The 17991-nt window shown below is 52.6% G+C and carries 13 protein-coding genes; 8 read left to right on the top strand and 5 right to left on the bottom strand.

Annotated features, from left to right (window positions below):
• Positions 1-131: 131 nt before the first annotated feature.
• Positions 132-1520 carry a Re/Si-specific NAD(P)(+) transhydrogenase subunit beta gene (gene pntB / locus ACLJRE_RS06255; protein ID WP_000014056.1) on the bottom strand — a complete coding sequence of 463 codons (1389 nt, stop codon included), beginning with the start codon at positions 1518-1520 and terminating at the stop codon, positions 132-134.
• Between the two features lie 10 nt (positions 1521-1530).
• Positions 1531-3060 (bottom strand): Re/Si-specific NAD(P)(+) transhydrogenase subunit alpha, encoded by a 1530-nt coding sequence (pntA, locus tag ACLJRE_RS06250; protein ID WP_023212214.1) that lies wholly within the window; start codon positions 3058-3060, stop codon positions 1531-1533.
• A 526-nt stretch (positions 3061-3586) separates the two neighbouring features.
• Between pntA and ydgH the strand changes: the two genes are divergently transcribed.
• Together ydgH and ACLJRE_RS06240 are read left to right on the top strand one after the other, a co-directional pair.
• Positions 3587-4531, top strand: coding sequence for a DUF1471 family protein YdgH (ydgH, locus tag ACLJRE_RS06245; RefSeq protein WP_000769292.1), 945 nt, complete (start codon positions 3587-3589; stop codon positions 4529-4531).
• A gap of 298 nt (positions 4532-4829) precedes the next feature.
• Entirely contained in the window at positions 4830-6212 is a 1383-nt protein-coding gene (locus ACLJRE_RS06240) for an amino acid permease (RefSeq protein ID WP_000412353.1), read from the top strand.
• Between the two features lie 61 nt (positions 6213-6273).
• Here ACLJRE_RS06240 and ACLJRE_RS06235 read toward each other — a convergent pair whose 3' ends face one another.
• Complete coding sequence (locus ACLJRE_RS06235) at positions 6274-6609, bottom strand: GlpM family protein (RefSeq protein WP_000524877.1); 336 nt, start codon at positions 6607-6609, stop codon at positions 6274-6276.
• A 126-nt stretch (positions 6610-6735) separates the two neighbouring features.
• Here ACLJRE_RS06235 and rstA point away from each other — a divergent pair, with 126 nt between their 5' ends.
• The 5 genes from rstA to tus all read left to right on the top strand — a co-directional run bounded on the left by rstA (position 6736) and on the right by tus (position 13374).
• Positions 6736-7467 carry a two-component system response regulator RstA gene (rstA, locus tag ACLJRE_RS06230; protein WP_001080048.1) on the top strand — a complete coding sequence of 244 codons (732 nt, stop codon included), beginning with the start codon at positions 6736-6738 and terminating at the stop codon, positions 7465-7467.
• A gap of 478 nt (positions 7468-7945) precedes the next feature.
• Positions 7946-9097 carry a porin OmpC gene (gene ompC, locus ACLJRE_RS06225; RefSeq protein WP_000824316.1) on the top strand — a complete coding sequence of 384 codons (1152 nt, stop codon included), beginning with the start codon at positions 7946-7948 and terminating at the stop codon, positions 9095-9097.
• 152 nt (positions 9098-9249) lie between these two features.
• A complete protein-coding gene (locus ACLJRE_RS06220) occupies positions 9250-10956 on the top strand; it encodes an amidohydrolase (protein WP_072196357.1) in 1707 nt (568 codons plus the stop codon).
• Between the two features lie 111 nt (positions 10957-11067).
• Positions 11068-12369: a two-component system sensor histidine kinase RstB gene (rstB, locus tag ACLJRE_RS06215; protein WP_000732943.1), complete on the top strand. Its 1302-nt coding sequence runs from the start codon at positions 11068-11070 to the stop codon at positions 12367-12369.
• A gap of 75 nt (positions 12370-12444) precedes the next feature.
• On the top strand, positions 12445-13374 hold the full coding sequence (tus, locus tag ACLJRE_RS06210; protein ID WP_000092497.1) for a DNA replication terminus site-binding protein: 930 nt from the start codon (positions 12445-12447) through the stop codon (positions 13372-13374).
• Here tus and fumC read toward each other — a convergent pair.
• Together fumC and fumB are read right to left on the bottom strand one after the other, a co-directional pair.
• Positions 13371-14774 (bottom strand): class II fumarate hydratase, encoded by a 1404-nt coding sequence (fumC, locus tag ACLJRE_RS06205; RefSeq protein ID WP_000259117.1) that lies wholly within the window; start codon positions 14772-14774, stop codon positions 13371-13373. The two genes, tus and fumC, sit on opposite strands and share 4 nt — an antisense overlap.
• Before the next feature lie 167 nt (positions 14775-14941).
• Positions 14942-16588, bottom strand: a complete 1647-nt coding sequence (fumB, locus tag ACLJRE_RS06200; protein ID WP_000066609.1) for a class I fumarate hydratase — start codon at positions 16586-16588, stop codon at positions 14942-14944.
• A 199-nt stretch (positions 16589-16787) separates the two neighbouring features.
• Here fumB and manA point away from each other — a divergent pair, with 199 nt between their 5' ends.
• Positions 16788-17963, top strand: a complete 1176-nt coding sequence (gene manA / locus ACLJRE_RS06195; RefSeq protein ID WP_023212216.1) for a mannose-6-phosphate isomerase — start codon at positions 16788-16790, stop codon at positions 17961-17963.
• The last annotated feature ends 28 nt before the right edge of the window (positions 17964-17991 follow it).

Below are 17991 nucleotides of genomic sequence, written 5' to 3'. Positions count from 1 at the left end.
CAAGGGAAGAAATCCCCGGGAGCATAGATAACGATGTGACCGGGGTTTCTGAGCGCAGCCAACAAAGAGGCAGCTTAAAGGGTGAAGTTTATAAAAACGGCCTCCGAAGAGGCCGCCGCACGTTTAAAAGATTAAAGCGCTTTCAGAATTGCATCCACGCTGGCTTTGGCATCGCCAAACAGCATTTGCGTATTCTCTTTAAAGAACAGCGGGTTCTGCACACCAGCATAACCAGTATTCATTGAACGCTTAAAGACCACGACATTCTGTGCTTTCCACACTTCGAGAACCGGCATACCGGCGATCGGGCTGCGGGGATCGTCTTGCGCCGCCGGGTTCACCGTATCGTTCGCGCCAATTACCAGCACGGTATCGGTATCGGCGAAATCATCATTGATCTCGTCCATCTCCAGCACGATGTCATAAGGCACTTTCGCCTCCGCCAACAGCACGTTCATATGACCGGGCAAACGCCCTGCCACCGGATGAATGCCGAAACGCACGTTGATACCGCGCGCACGCAGTTTTTCGGTGATTTCCGCTACCGGATACTGCGCCTGCGCCACCGCCATCCCGTACCCCGGCGTAATAATGACGGAGTGGGAGTTTTTCAGCATCTCAGCGGTCTCTTCCGCCGTGATTTCGCGATGTTCGCCAGCTTCCTGATCGTCGCCCGTTGAGGAGCCGTCAGTACCGAACCCACCAGCAATAACGCTGATGAAAGAGCGGTTCATCGCTTTACACATAATGTAAGACAGGATCGCGCCTGACGAACCGACCAGCGCGCCGGTCACAATCAGCAAATCGTTGCTCAACATGAAGCCAGCCGCCGCGGCAGCCCAACCGGAATAGGAGTTCAGCATTGAAACAACCACCGGCATGTCCGCCCCGCCGATAGAGGCGACCAGATGCCAACCAAACGCCAGCGCGATAATGGTCATCAGCAGCAGCGCCAGAACCTGTAGACCCACGCTTTCGGTGCGGACAAAAACCAGCAGCAACAGGAAAGAAACAACCAGCGCCGCCAGGTTCATTTTGTGACGGTTAGGCAACATCAACGGCTTAGAAGAAATTTTGCCGCGCAGTTTACCAAACGCTACGATCGATCCAGTGAAAGTGACTGCGCCAATAAAGATACCGAGGAAGACTTCGGTCAGATGGATATTCACCAGCACCGGCGCCAGACTGGCGTCATGGTACAGATAGCTGTTAAAGCCAACCAGTACCGCCGCCAGGCCCACGAAACTGTGCAGAATCGCGACCAGCTCCGGCATCTCGGTCATCTCAACTTTTTTCGCCATGCGGATGCCAATCGCGCCGCCAATAATCATGGCGACCAGAATCCATGCCACGTTGCCGGTATCCGGCCCGAAAATGGTCGCCAGCAACGCGATCGCCATCCCGGCAATACCGAAGTTATTCCCCTGGCGGGACGTTTCATGCTTTGAAAGCCCGGCAAGACTGAAAATAAATAGGATCGCGGCAACAATGTATGCAGCTGTAACTAATCCTCCAGACATGTGTTACCCCTTAGTTTTTCCGGAACATTTTCAGCATACGCTGAGTCACGGTGAAGCCACCGAAAATATTAATGCTGGCGATAAGCACCGCGATAAAGCTCAGGAAGCTGACCCAGCCGCCCTGACCAATTTGCAATAATGCCCCGACAACAATAATCCCTGAAATTGCGTTGGTCACCGACATTAATGGCGTATGAAGCGCATGAGACACGTTCCACACCACGTAATAACCAACCACGCAGGCGAGCGCAAACACGGTAAAATGGCCGAGGAACTCTTTTGGCGCGACATCGGCCAGCCAGCCAAAAAGAATGATCGCCAGCGCCATTAACGCATACTTCCGCCAGGGTGAAGCGGGCTTTTCCGGCTCTTTTGGCGCAGGCGCTGCTTTAGGCGCGGACTGTGGCTGTGCGGAAACCTGGATTGGCGGCGCAGGCCAGGTAATGTCGCCGTCGCGAATCACCGTCACGCCACGGATCACGACATCGTCAAAATCCACGTCAATATTGCCGTCTTTCTCTTTGCACAGCAGCTTCAGCAGGTTAACCAGGTTGGTGCCATAAAGTTGGGATGACTGCGTCGGCAAACGCCCCGGTAAATCGGTGTAGCCAATCACTTTCACGCCATTGTCCGTCGTCACAACCTGATTGGCGACGGTATATTCGCAGTTACCGCCATTCTGCGCGGCCAGGTCGACAATCACGCTGCCGGCCTTCATAGAATCGACCATATCGCGGGTAATCAGCTTCGGCGCAGGTTTGCCCGGAATCAACGCGGTGGTAACAATGATGTCGACCTCTTTGGCCTGGGCGGCAAAGAGCGCCATTTCCGCTTTGATAAACGCCTCGGACATGACTTTGGCGTAACCATCGCCGCTACCGGCTTCCTCTTTAAAATCCAGTTCGAGGAACTCAGCCCCCATACTCTGAACCTGCTCTTTGACTTCAGGACGAGTGTCAAACGCGCGGACAATCGCCCCCAGGCTGTTTGCCGCGCCGATAGCCGCAAGACCAGCTACACCCGCGCCAATCACCATCACCTTCGCCGGCGGCACTTTCCCGGCGGCGGTGATTTGCCCGGTAAAGAAGCGCCCAAATTCATGCGCGGCCTCTACAATGGCGCGATAACCCGCGATATTCGCCATTGAGCTTAACGCGTCGAGCGACTGCGCGCGGGAAATACGCGGCACGGAGTCCATCGCCATCACCGTGACCTTACGTTCGGCAAGTTTCTCCATTAACCCAGGATTTTGCGCAGGCCATATAAAACTGACCAGCGTAGTCCCGGGGTTCAGTAAAGCGATTTCCTCTTCTTCAGGCGCATTAACCTTGAGAATAATTTCCGACTGCCAGATAGCATTGCCGTCTACAATATCCGCGCCAGCCTGCGCAAACGCTTTGTCGTCAAAACTTGCCAGTTGACCCGCCCCGCTTTCGATAGCGACGCTAAACCCCAGCTTCAGTAGCTGCTCTACCGTTTTCGGCGTCGCAGCGACACGGGTTTCATTGGGTAACCGCTCTTTTGGTATGCCAATTCGCATAAATGTTCCCTTCCATCGGTATTTTTGATGATGGTTTGTCAGTAAGCGCGAGAAGCGTACGCCTGCCCGCGTTTGAGGTAAATGTTACCCCTGCAGAATAAAACCGTTACAAACTCTCTATAACCTACTGAAAATAACGCCTGTGATCTAGCGCCAAAAAACAGAATTTTTTATCAAATTTGCAAAACATGAACGATTCAGCCACTAAGCAGCCATAATGCCTTGAAAATGGCCTGCGAGGGCTGATAATTCGCTCAAATTTGACAGTAAAACATCATTAAACCTCTGTCGATATCAAGAAATTAACATTAAATTAACTTATTAAATTCATGCGCTTCATTAGCTTAGCCGCCCGGACGCCGTTTTTTTCGACATATCGGCAAATGTTATCATCAAAGATAGGATACATGACACGATGCGTGAAAAATCCCGCAGACATCCATATGGTTTAAATGCAATAATCAGCCACGTTTCTAGTCAATAACAATACCAGTACCTGGTTTGCGCAAGGCGAAGGATTATTTTTATGAAGCTTAAGAACACTCTCCTGGCGTCGGCTCTGCTTTCTGCGGCTGCTTTTTCTGTCCATGCAGCAACAGAACTGACGCCGGAGCAAGCGGCTGCACTAAAACCTTATGACCGCATCGTTATTACCGGTCGTTTTAATGCTATTGGCGATGCGGTCTCCGCCGTGTCCCGCCGCGCAGATAAAGAAGGCGCAGCCTCCTTCTATGTTGTCGACACCTCGGAGTTCGGCAACAGTGGTAACTGGCGTGTTGTGGCGGACGTGTATAAAGCCGACGCGCCGAAAGCCGACGCGCCCAAAAATCGTGTCATTAATGGCATCGTGGAATTACCGAAAGACCAGGCCGTACAATTAGAACCGTATGACACCGTCACCGTTCAGGGCTTCTACCGTAGCCAGCCGGAAGTTAACGATGCCATTACGAAAGCGGCGAAACAGAAAGACGCATACGCTTTCTATATTGTTCGTCAGGTGGATGCGAATCAGGGCGGAAACCAGCGCATCACTGCATTTATCTATAAACAAGATGCAAAAAAACGCATCGTCCAGAGCCCGGACGCTATTCCGGCGGACTCTGAAGCTGGCCGCGCCGCGCTGGCTCAGGGCGGCGAAGCTGCGAAGAAAGTCGAAATTCCAGGCGTCGCTACGTCAGCCTCGCCGAGCGCCGAAGTAGGCCGTTTCTTCGAAACGCAATCCACCAAAGGTGGGCGTTACACTGTCACACTTCCGGATGGCACAAAAGTTGAGGAGCTGAATAAAGCGACGGCTGCGATGATGGTGCCTTTCGACAGCGTTAAGTTCACCGGCAACTACGGCAATATGACAGAAATCTCCTACCAGGTCGCCAAACGCGCGGCGAAGAAAGGCGCTAAGTATTATCATATTACGCGTCAGTGGCAGGAGCGCGGCAATAACATCACCATCAGCGCCGACCTCTATAAATAAGGCGCGCGTCGCCATCAGGCTTTCTCGCCGGATGGCGGCATACCTGCCTTATCAGGCCTATACGATCGTTCAACGGCAGGCCTGATAAGCCACCATCAGGCACTTTCTCGCGGGATGCCAGTTCCGTCAAATATCGCGATGAATCTCACTTTTCGCTTTTTTGGCGATAAATCTTATCCAGGCCGTTGCATGCGGTCCCTTCTCTCCGTAAAATCCCGCGCCTTAGTGGCTTTCACCATTTTTATGCGTTTTGCCATAATAATTATTCTTCCAATTTCATTTTTATAGCTGGATACCAATGGAAAAAAAACTGGGACTGAGCGCGCTGACCGCGCTGGTTTTAAGCTCAATGCTTGGCGCAGGTGTTTTCAGTCTGCCCCAGAATATGGCCGCCGTTGCCAGTCCGGCTGCGTTGTTAATTGGCTGGGCCATTACCGGCGTGGGGATACTCTTACTGGCATTCGCCATGTTAATCCTCACGCGCATTCGCTCCGAGCTTGACGGCGGTATCTTTACTTACGCCCGCGAAGGCTTCGGCGAACTGATTGGCTTTTGTTCTGCCTGGGGCTATTGGCTGTGCGCGGTCATCGCCAACGTATCCTATTTGGTTATCGTTTTTTCAGCGCTGAGTTTCTTTACCGATACGCCTGCGCTGCGTCTGTTTGGCGACGGTAATACCTGGCAGGCTATTGTCGGCGCTTCAGTCCTGCTCTGGATTGTCCATTTCCTCATCCTGCGCGGCGTACAAACGGCAGCCAGCATCAATCTGGTCGCGACTCTGGCGAAACTGTTACCGCTCGGCGCGTTTATTGTGCTGGCTATCATGATGTTCAAACTGGATACCTTCACACTGGACTTCACCGGTGTTGAGCTCGGTATTCCCGTATGGGAACAGGTCAAGAACACCATGCTTATTACGCTGTGGGTGTTTATTGGCGTTGAAGGCGCCGTCGTCGTCTCGGCCCGAGCGAAAAATAAACGCGATGTAGGCCGCGCCACGCTACTGGCGGTACTCGCAGCGCTGGGAATATATCTCCTGGTCACGCTGCTTTCTCTTGGCGTTCTTGCGCGTCCGGAACTGGCGGAGATGCGTAACCCGTCGATGGCCGGACTGATGGTAAAAATGATGGGGCCGTGGGGAGAAATTATTATTGCGGCGGGACTGATTGTGTCTGTCTGCGGGGCTTATCTAAGCTGGACTATCATGGCGGCGGAGGTGCCGTTTCTGGCGGCAGCCTATAAATCCTTCCCGGGCATCTTCGCGCGACAAAATGCGCAAGGCGCGCCTTCTGCGTCGTTATGGCTCACCAATATCTGTGTGCAAATCTGTCTGGTACTGATCTGGCTTACCGGTTCAGACTACAACACGCTATTGACGATTGCGTCAGAAATGATTCTGGTGCCCTACTTTCTGGTCGGCGCATTTCTGCTGAAGATTGCAACGCGTCCCCTCCATCGGGCGGTCGGTATCGGAGCCTGTATTTATGGCTTATGGTTATTATATGCGTCGGGTCCCATGCACCTGCTGCTGTCCGTCGTACTGTACGCGCCTGGATTACTGGTTTTCCTGTATGCGCGTCGAACGCACAAGCATGACAACGTATTAAATCGTCAGGAAGTCGTGCTGATTGGTTTATTGCTGGTCGCGGCGGTTCCGGCTACGTGGATGCTGGTGGGTTAACAACCTCCCCATCGTAATATCCGTATGTATTACGATGGGGAAACCACGGTCTGTGCCAATATTAATGCCATTTAATCCAGCAAAAAATCAGCAGCCACGCGCTTAGCCCCCAGCAGACCACCGCACCGCCAAGCGCGACGGGCAGGCGCATCACGCCACTGAAATACCATAGCGTTGCAAGATAAATGAAATAAGGAATGATCGACCACATGCTAAAGACGATGGTGGTACGCATCGCGTCGATGCCCCGCTCGCTGGCCACGATATAGTGCGCGATAAGCGCAAACGTTGGAAACAGAGGAATTAATCCGGCGATATAATAATTTTTCGTTTTTGACAGCAGACCAATCAATACGACGACCAGCGCCCCCAGGGCAGCTTTAATCACGAGTCCCATTACCTTGCCTTAACACGCTAATAACAACAGCGTGTAGCATAACGGAACCGCTCTCGTTTAGAAAAGATTTATGGAAGGGAAAACAGAGGCGGTGTATGTTGGCGTTTTCTATTCTCCATTTATAATATGAACCGCATTGTATTTGTTGAAGACGACGCTGAAGTGGGTTCTCTCATTGCCGCTTATCTGGCGAAACATGATATTGATGTCATTGTTGAGCCGCGTGGTGACCGGGCGGAGGATCTTATCCTCACCACTCAGCCCGATCTGGTTTTACTGGATATTATGCTTCCAGGTAAAGATGGCATGACGATATGCCGCGATTTACGCCACCGCTGGCAAGGCCCGATTGTCCTGCTCACCTCGCTGGACAGTGATATGAATCATATTCTGGCGCTGGAGATGGGCGCCTGCGACTACATCCTCAAAACCACGCCTCCGGCCGTTTTGCTGGCGCGTCTGCGCTTACACCTGCGGCAAAGCGAACAAACGCAACAGGCAAAAAGTCTTCAGGAGAGCGCGCTTACGCCGCATAAAGCGCTGCGTTTTGGCGCGTTAACCATCGATCCCCTTAACCGGGCGGTCCAGCTCAATGGCGATTTCATATCGCTCTCCACCGCCGATTTTGAATTGCTCTGGGAATTGGCGACACACGCCGGACAAATTATGGATCGCGACGCGTTGCTAAAAACGCTGCGCGGCGTCAATTATGATGGTCTGGATCGCAGCGTGGATGTGGCGATTTCCCGCCTGCGTAAGAAACTGCTGGATAGCGCTGCTGAGCCCTATCGTATAAAGACCATTCGCAATAAAGGCTATCTTTTTGCCCCTCATGCCTGGGACGAAACGACGGGATAAGTTAGCTGCAGATTTTACCTGCCTTTATCAAATCATAGTGGCGATGCTCATCACCGCCACTGTTCAAAAAACAGACATTGTATACATGAATGCTATTTTTATTAGTCGAAACGGCCCCTTTATTACCGTTTTCTCTGCGTTGCGGCTCATCATTACGTCTTTTTCGCTCAAGAAAATTAAATTAAAAAAACTCGAATCCAGTTCACAAAATTGATAACAAAATGTTTGCCCGGCGCTATATTACCGTCTTTTTTCGCAAATTGTGAAATCAAACAAATCATAATCATGAATATATAATAACAAATATATTCACCATAAATATATGCGTTTCCGACAGTAACTTTTGTATTAATTAATAACATATAAGAAAAGTTAGCATTTGCTGAAATAATATTATTCAGATTAGGATGCCTTTGATTCAACGAATCTGTAGAAGTTCAATCTTTTGCAAATAAGTTAAGTTTTTAAGGATAAAAAAATGAAAAGAAAAGTATTGGCACTTGTCATCCCGGCTCTGCTGGCTGCTGGCGCGGCACACGCCGCTGAAATTTATAACAAAGACGGCAACAAACTGGACCTTTACGGGAAAGTAGACGGCCTGCACTATTTCTCTGATGACTCTTCTAAAGATGGCGATCAGACCTATATGCGTGTCGGCTTTAAAGGCGAAACACAGATTAACGACCAACTGACCGGTTACGGCCAGTGGGAATATAACGTTCAGGCTAACACTACCGAAGGCGAAGGTGCTAATTCCTGGACTCGTCTGGCATTCGCCGGCCTGAAATTCGGCGACTACGGCTCATTCGACTATGGTCGTAACTACGGCGTCCTGTACGACGTGGAAGGCTGGACCGATATGCTGCCTGAGTTCGGCGGCGACTCCTATACTTACGCTGACAACTACATGACCGGTCGTGCTAACGGTGTGGCCACCTACCGTAACACTGATTTCTTCGGTCTGGTAGACGGTCTGAACTTCGCGTTGCAATATCAGGGTGCCAATGAAAACCAGGTTTCTCATGAGCAGGAAGGCACTAATAACGGCGGCGATCGTAACGTGAAGAACGCTAACGGTGACGGCTTCGGTATCTCATCAACTTATGATCTGGGTATGGGCGTAAGTTTCGGCGCGGCATATACCACTTCCGATCGTACTAATGAGCAGGTTAATTACTCTACCGCTGGCGGTGATAAAGCGGATGCATGGACTGTTGGTGCTAAATATGATGCCAATAATATCTATCTGGCCACAATGTATTCAGAAACCCGTAATATGACGCCTTACGGCAATGACGATTGCAGCTCATGCGTAGCGAATAAAACTCAGAACTATGAAGTAACTGCACAGTACCAATTTGATTTCGGTCTGCGTCCTGAAGTTTCTTTCCTGATGTCTAAAGGTAAGGATCTGAATATGCCTGGCACAGCAGCAAGCCCTGCTGGTACCAAAGGCGATAAAGACCTGGTTAAATATGTTTCTGTTGGGACTACCTACTATTTCAACAAAAACTTCTCCACCTATGTTGATTATAAAATCAACCTGCTGGATGATGACGACCAGTTCTATAAAGATGCCGGTATCAGCACTGATGATATCGTCGCGCTGGGTATGGTTTACCAGTTCTAATTATTCATTAACTCTTCTCAAGCCCGCCGTTTCGGCGGGCTTTTCTTTTTTTATCACCACCGTTCTAAAAACAGAACGCACTGTTCCCTGGGCACAGATTGAACAATTCTTGTTCGCTCTCTATGGTTTGCTTATCGCCCGACAAAAGGAACATGCTAATGATCAGTCTCGTCCCGTCTCTGATTTCCAGAACCGCGCTTCTCTTTCTGCTCACGGCCACAGGCGCAGCCACCGCCGCCCGCCCGGCAGCGGATATTATTTTGCATAACGGTAATATCATCACTCTGAATGATGCCCAGCCGCAGGCCAGCGCGCTGGCGATTTCCGGCTCGCGGATTGTGGCGATTGGCGGTGATACGGCGACAAATGAATGGCGCGGCGACCATACCCGTACCATCGATTTACAGGGTAAAACCGTGATACCCGGCCTGACCGATACCCACATTCACGCCATTCGCGGCGGACAAACTTGGACATTCGAAACCTACTGGTACAACAGCCCTTCGCTTAAAGACGCGCTGGATAAATTACGCGCCGACGCTAACCGTCGTCCCCGCGATCAATGGGTAGCCGTAGTGGGATCGTGGATACCGGCACAATTTGCAGAAAACCGGGCGCCGACGGTAGCCGAACTGAGCCACGCCCTTCCCGATCATCCGGCTTATATTCAGTATCTTTACGACTATGCGTTAGTGAATCAGCGCGGTATAGACGTACTTGGCCTTAACGACACCCCTCCTCCTGATTTAGCGGGAATCCGCGTAGAGCGCGACACAAAAGGTAGCGCCACGGGGAAATTATTTGGTGACATCGCCGCGTTTAACCAGCTTTTTGCCAGCATAAGTAGTAACGCCGATCGCGAGGGCGGTCTGCGACAATTTTTCGCTGATATGAACGCTCGCGGCGTGACCGGCATCATTGACCCCTCTGCCGGGCCTGCCGCCGCTTATGAGCCTTTATTTGCAATGCGAAACCAGGGGGATTTACCGCTGCGCGTGGGGTATCGCATTCCGGTACAGCCGGAAGCTAAAGGTCATGAAGCGCAGTGGTTCAGCAACCTGATGGCCTTTCGCCCGGCGCGTGCCGATGACGGGCAACTGGCTTTTCTTGGCCTGGGGGAAAGCCTGGTGGCCGGAATGAATGACGGCGTGCGGATGGCCCCAGGATTTTCTTCCTCAGAGCAGGATAAAACCGCGCTTCGCCAGGTCGCGACGTTTGCGGCAAAACGGGGAATACCGCTTGAGATCCACGCCTATACCGATGACAGCGCCGACGCGATATTGACGATTTTTGAGCAGGTAGCGCAGCAGTACGATCTGCGTCCTCTCCGCTGGTCTATTGCGCATCTGAATACCGGTTCGCCACAGACGCTTGAGCGAATGCGTAAGCTGGGCCTGGCATACACTGTGCAAATGGGGCCTTACTTTGAGGGGCTTGCCATCCGTGACGCCAATCCACCCGGCGCGACGGACAATTCGCCGCCGGTTCGACTAGCGCTGGATAAAGGGCTTGTCGTAGCTGGCGGTACCGATTCGACGCGTATTGGCATTGCCGGTGTCTGGCACGCTATCGAATATCATATCACCGGTATAGCGTCAGGCGGTTCCGTACGTAAACCCGCCAGCGAGCGGCTCACGCGTCTGGAAGCGCTAGCGTTATATACACGTCATGCCGCCTGGCTCGCCTTTGCCGAACAACACCGGGGCCAGCTTAGCGTCGGAAAACAGGCCGATCTGGCGGTACTAAATCAGCCATTTATGACGATGCCGGAAGACAGAATTGATACCACTCGTGCTGTTTTGACGCTTGTCGATGGACGCATTGTTCACGAAAGTCCGGACCTTAACGCCGGACAATGAGGTTGTCAGTTGACGCAAAGCCTGCTTTTATAACCCACCAGCGGCGCTGACGGGAAATCTTTTCCGCCAGCGCCGCGATAGAGTTAATGTATTGAGATCCGGTGGGCGTTGATGAAAAAGCTGTTTGTGCAGTTTTACCTTTTGCTGTTCGTCTGTTTTCTGGTCATGACCTTATTGGTCGGACTGGTGTACAAATTCACTGCCGAACGCGCGGGCAGGCAATCGCTCGACGATCTGATGAAAAGTTCGCTCTATCTGATGCGCAGCGAACTGCGGGAAATTCCGCCGCGTGAATGGGGGAAAACGTTAAAAGAGATGGACCTGAACCTCTCTTTCGATTTACGCGTTGAACCGTTAAATCACTATAAGCTTGATGCCGCCACCACGCAGCGACTGCGTGAAGGCGATATTGTCGCGCTTGACGATCAATACACCTTTATTCAGCGTATCCCGCGCAGCCATTACGTCCTGGCGGTTGGCCCGGTTCCCTACCTCTATTTCCTGCATCAAATGCGACTGCTGGATATCGCCTTAATGGCGCTCATTGCCTTTTCTCTCGCCTTTCCTGTGTTTATCTGGATGCGCCCGCACTGGCAAGAAATGCTCAGGCTCGAATCCGCCGCGCAGCGCTTTGGCGAGGGTCATTTGACTGAACGCCTGCATTTCGATAATGGTTCCAGTTTCGAACGTCTGGGCGTCGCGTTCAACCAGATGGCGGATAATATTAATGCTCTGATCGCCAGTAAAAAACAGCTGATTGACGGTATCGCCCATGAGCTTCGCACGCCGCTGGTACGTTTACGCTATCGGCTTGAAATGAGTGAAAACCTTACACCGCCGGAATCACAGGCGCTCAATCGCGATATTGGTCAACTGGAAGCGCTGATTGAAGAACTGCTCACCTATGCGCGCCTTGACCGACCACAAAATGAACTGATGTTGACCGAACCCGACCTCCCCGCCTGGTTGCTCGCGCATTTGCAGGATGTGCAGAGCGTGACCCCGGAACGCGCCGTAAACCTTCTCACATGTGTAATCGGCGATTATGGCGCGCTTGATATGCGGTTAATGTCGCGAGTGCTGGATAACCTGCTGAATAATGCGTTGCGCTACAGTCGTACCACCGTTCAGGTCAGTCTGTTACTCGACGGCAGTCAGGCAGCGTTGATAGTCGAAGATGACGGCCCCGGCATTGAAGCGGATGCCCGAGAGCGCGTATTTGAACCTTTTGTCAGACTCGACCCCAGTAGAGACCGGGCGACAGGCGGCTGCGGGCTTGGACTCGCCATCGTACACTCTATCGCCCTGGCGATGGGCGGTAGCGTCGTCTGTGACGAGAGCGAACTGGGCGGCGCAAAATTTAGCTTTCACTGGCCGGTCTGGCACGCGATGCCCGACATGACCGCTGCCTGACGTATTTTGCACGCTGGTTGAGCGGCGGGAACTGTGCTATACAGATAGTATGTTGTAACTAAAGTGAGTAATACCATGTCCCGCTACGATCTCGTTGAACGCCTGAATGGCACTTTCCGCCAGATAGAACAACACCTGGCGGCGCTGACGGATAATCTACAGCAGCATTCGCTACTTATCGCCCGTGTCTTTTCACTGCCGCAGGTGACCAAAGAGGCGGAACATGCGCCGCTGGACACTATCGAGGTCACGCAACATCTGGGGAAAGAGGCCGAAACGCTGGCGCTACGTCACTATCGCCATTTGTTTATTCAACAGCAGTCCGAAAACCGCAGCAGTAAAGCCGCCGTCCGCCTGCCTGGCGTCTTATGCTATCAAGTGGATAATGCGACACAGTTAGATCTGGAAAATCAGGTACAGCGCATTAACCAGTTGAAAACCACCTTCGAGCAGATGGTTACGGTAGAGTCCGGTCTTCCCTCAGCGGCACGTTTTGAGTGGGTGCATCGGCATCTACCCGGCTTAATTACGCTGAACGCTTACCGCACGCTGACGCTTATCAATAACCCCGCTACCATACGTTTCGGCTGGGCAAATAAACATATTATTAAAAATTTAAGCCGGGATGAGGTTCTGAGCCAGTTGAAAAAAAGCCTTGCGTCACCGCGCAGCGTCCCGCCGTGGACGCGCGAACAATGGCAATTCAAGCTGGAGCGGGAATATCAGGATATCGCTGCCTTACCGCAGCAGGCCCGACTCAAGATTAAGCGTCCGGTTAAAGTACAGCCGATCGCCCGCATCTGGTATAAAGGCCAGCAGAAACAGGTGCAACACGCCTGCCCCACGCCGATTATCGCATTAATCAACACGGACAACGGCGCTGGTGTGCCGGATATTGGCGGGCTGGAAAACTATGACGCCGATAATATTCAGCACCGTTTTAAACCACAGGCGCAGCCGCTGCGACTGATTATTCCGCGACTGCACCTGTATGTGGCGGATTAACGTCCCGGCGTCATACTGCCAACCATCAACTCCGGACGTACCCAGGCGTCGAACTCCTCGTCGCTAAGGTATCCTAATGCCACGGCTGAGGCTTTGAGCGTCAGCCCTTCTTTATGCGCCTTCTTCGCAATCTCCGCCGCTTTATCGTAACCGATGTGCGTATTGAGCGCAGTGACCAGCATCAGCGACTCATTCAGCAACTGCGTAATACGCTCGCGGTTTGGCTCGATTCCTGACGCACAGTGTTGATTGAAGCTCGCCATGCCATCGGCCAGCAGGCGCACCGTTTGCAGAAAATTATGGATAACCATCGGACGATAGACGTTGAGCTCAAAGTTGCCCGATGCGCCCCCCATATTGATGGCCACATCGTTACCCATCACCTGGCAACATAGCATCGTTACCGCTTCACACTGGGTCGGATTCACTTTACCAGGCATAATGGAACTGCCTGGCTCATTCTCCGGGATAGCAATCTCGCCAATGCCGCAGCGCGGGCCGGACGCCAGCCAGCGAACATCGTTGGCGATTTTCATCAGCGAGGCCGCCAGTCCTTTTAATGCACCATGCGCCTGTACCAACGCGTCACAGGTCGCCAGCGCTTCGAATTTATTCGGGGCGGTAACAAACGGCGCTGCGGTAATCGTCGCCAGTTCCTCGGCCACGCGCCGGGCATATTCCGGGTGAGTATTAAGCCCTGTCCCTACTGCGGTTCCGCCGAGCGCCAGTTCCGCGACGTGCGGTAAACTGTGCTCAATGTGTCTGAGGTTATGTTCCAGCATGGCTACCCAACCGGAAATCTCCTGGCCTAAGGTGAGCGGCGTCGCGTCCTGCAGGTGAGTACGGCCAATTTTGACAATATCGGCGAAAGCGTGGGATTTATCGCGAAGCGTATCCGTTAATGCGGATAATTGCGGGATGAGGTGTTCGCGTAACGCCAGTAACGCCGCCACGTGCATGGCGGTTGGGAACACATCGTTTGAGCTTTGACTCTTATTGACGTCATCATTGGGATGCACCTTGCGCTCCATACCGCGAACGCCGCCCAAAATTTCACTGGCGCGGTTCGCTAACACTTCATTCATATTCATGTTGCTTTGCGTACCGGACCCGGTCTGCCAAATCGCCAGCGGAAACTCATCAGCATGTTTTCCCGCCAGCACTTCATCAGCCGCCTGGATAATCGCGCTGGCTTTTTCCGCCGCCAACAACCCTAAGTCCTGGTTGACCTTCGCAGCGGCGCGCTTGGTCAACGCCAGAGCGTGAATGAGCGAGACGGGCATTTTCTCCGTGGAAATCCGAAAATGCTCCAGCGAACGTTGAGTCTGCGCCCCCCACAGTTTATCTGCCGGGACTTCAATCGCGCCCATTGAATCTTTCTCGCGGCGTACCGTTACCATTACCTGCTCCTTACTCAAGTTGATGAGATCATGTGTCGATATTGCTCACATGTTTGCGGTCTTATGAGTATTAACGATAACAACACAACGGTGTAGACCGGATAAGGCGCTTGCGCCGTTCTCCGGCAAAATAGCGAATCATGTTACCGCCCCGCAGGGCGGCGACATTACTTAACGCAGCGCGCGCACTGCGATGACTGAATCTGCTGGAAGAAATCGTTACCTTTATCATCCACCAGAATAAAGGCCGGAAAATCCTCCACTTCAATTTTCCAGATAGCCTCCATACCCAGTTCAGGATATTCCACGCACTCCAGGCGCTTGATACTACCCTGCGCCAGAACGGCTGCCGGGCCGCCGATACTGCCCAGGTAGAAGCCGCCATGTTTCTTACAGGCATCGGTCACCTGCTGGCTGCGGTTGCCTTTCGCCAGCATGATCATACTGCCGCCCTGCGACTGGAGCTGATCAACATAAGAGTCCATTCGTCCTGCGGTAGTCGGCCCAAGCGACCCGGAGGCGTACCCTTCCGGCGTTTTTGCCGGCCCCGCATAATAGATAGGATGATCTTTGATGTACTGCGGCAAACCTTCGCCTCTGTCCATCCGTTCTTTCAGTTTAGCGTGAGCGATATCGCGGCCCACAATAATCGTGCCGTTCAGCGACAGGCGCGTTGATACCGGATACTGCGACAGTTGTTGCAGTATCTCGCTCATGGGACGGTTAAGATCAACGCGCACCGCCTCGCCCTCTCCCGCCTGGCGCAGCGCCTCAGGAATATATTTACCGGGATTGCGCTCCAGCTTCTCGATCCAGATCCCTTCCCGGTTGATCTTCGCTTTAATGTTTCGATCCGCGGAGCAGGACACGCCCATACCTACCGGACACGATGCCCCGTGGCGCGGCAATCGGATGACACGAATATCGTGAGCGAAATATTTGCCGCCGAACTGCGCGCCTAAGCCAAGATTTTGCGCCTCAAGCAACAATTCTTTTTCCAGCTCAATATCGCGGAAAGCCTGCCCGTGTTCATTGCCTTCGGTCGGTAGCGCATCATAGTATTTTGCCGAGGCCAGCTTAACGGTCTTCAGGTTCGCTTCCGCCGAGGTGCCGCCAATGACAAACGCAATGTGATACGGCGGACAGGCGGCGGTGCCCAGCGTACGCATCTTATCGACGAGATAATTTTTAAGCTTACCCGGCGTCAGAAGCGCTTTTGTCTCCTGATAGAGGTAGGTTTTATTCGCCGATCCGCCGCCTTTAGCGATACAGAGGAATTTATATTCATCGCCATCGACGCTGTAGAGATCGATCTGCGCCGGCAGGTTAGTACCAGTATTGACCTCTTTGTACATATCCAGCGCCGCGTTTTGCGAATAGCGCAGGTTATCTTCGATATAGGTGTTATATACGCCGCGAGCCAGCGCCGCTTCATCACCTCCGCCAGTCCAGACGCGTTGGCCTTTTTTGCCGACAATAATGGCCGTACCGGTATCCTGGCAGGTGGGCAACACGCCCTTGGCCGCGATATCGGAGTTTCGCAGGAATTGCAGCGCGACATATTTGTCGTTTTCACTGGCCTGCGGATCGCGCAGAATATCCGCCACCTGCTGCTGATGCGCGGGACGTAACATAAAAGACGCATCGTGGAAGGCCTGACGCGCCAACAACGTTAGCGCTTCCGGCGCGACTTTCAGGATCTCTTGTCCTTCGAATTCGGCGACGGAAACATGTTCGCTGGTCAACAAGTAGTACTCGGTATCGTCCTTTTTGAGGGGAAAAGGGTCTTGATAAAAGAAGGGTTTGTTTGACATTGTGCTCTCACTTACCGCTCGGTATGGTTATTCTCTGGGCAGGTGTTCCATTGCCCGACTCAAAGCGAGTAACACTATCCTACACAATTTTTTAACAAAAACTGAGACAAGTACGACTTTTTACGCCCGGAGGTTACTTCATGCGGGTTTCTTGGTTTAATACCTCCCATTGATCTCCACATTGAAACAGGGCTTGATAATGCAAAAACTCATTAACTCAGTGCAAAACTATGCCTGGGGAAGTAAAACTGCGTTAACGGAACTTTATGGCATCGCCAATCCGCAGCAGCAGCCAATGGCTGAACTCTGGATGGGCGCGCATCCCAAAAGCAGCTCGCGAATCACCACCGCCAACGGCGAAACCGTCTCCCTGCGTGACGCCATCGAAAAGAATAAAACCGCCATGCTGGGCGAAGCGGTAGCCAACCGTTTCGGCGAACTGCCGTTTCTGTTTAAAGTACTGTGCGCCGCGCAGCCGCTCTCTATTCAGGTGCACCCGAATAAACGCAACTCCGAAATCGGTTTCGCGAAAGAAAATGCGGCGGGTATCCCCATGGATGCCGCAGAGCGGAACTATAAAGATCCTAACCATAAACCAGAGCTGGTTTTTGCCCTGACGCCTTTCCTGGCGATGAACGCGTTCCGCGAATTTTCTGACATTGTCTCTTTACTGCAACCTGTCGCTGGCGCGCATTCCGCTATCGCCCACTTTTTGCAGGCGCCAAACGCTGAACGTCTGAGCCAGCTTTTCGCCAGCCTGTTGAATATGCAAGGCGAAGAAAAATCCCGCGCGTTAGCCGTACTCAAAGCGGCGCTTAACAGCCAGCAAGGCGAACCGTGGCAAACGATCCGCGTGATTTCAGAGTATTATCCTGACGACAGCGGGCTTTTCTCTCCTTTGTTGCTGAATGTGGTCAAACTGAATCCCGGCGAAGCGATGTTCCTGTTTGCCGAAACGCCTCACGCTTATCTGCAGGGCGTTGCGCTGGAAGTCATGGCGAACTCCGATAACGTTCTGCGCGCTGGCCTTACGCCAAAATATATCGACATCCCTGAGCTGGTCGCGAACGTGAAGTTCGAACCTAAGCCTGCCAGCGAGTTGCTGACTGCCCCGGTAAAAAGCGTCGCGGAGCTGGACTTCCCAATTCCGGTTGACGATTTTGCTTTTTCACTGCACGACCTGGCGCTTCAGGAGACGAGCATCGGCCAACACAGCGCCGCGATTCTGTTCTGCGTTGAGGGTGAGGCGGTGTTACGTAAAGATGAACAGCGTCTGGTACTGAAGCCGGGTGAATCTGCCTTTATCGGCGCGGATGAGTCTCCGGTTAACGCCAGCGGCACAGGCCGTTTAGCGCGTGTTTATAACAAGCTGTAGCAACGTACTGAATTTTTTAACAACTCTT

The organism is Salmonella sp. SAL04157 (assembly GCF_046551635.1).
Lineage (GTDB): Bacteria > Pseudomonadota > Gammaproteobacteria > Enterobacterales > Enterobacteriaceae > Salmonella > Salmonella enterica.
Note: the sequence above shows the minus strand (reverse complement) of the source record. Positions and strands in the feature narration are given on the sequence as shown.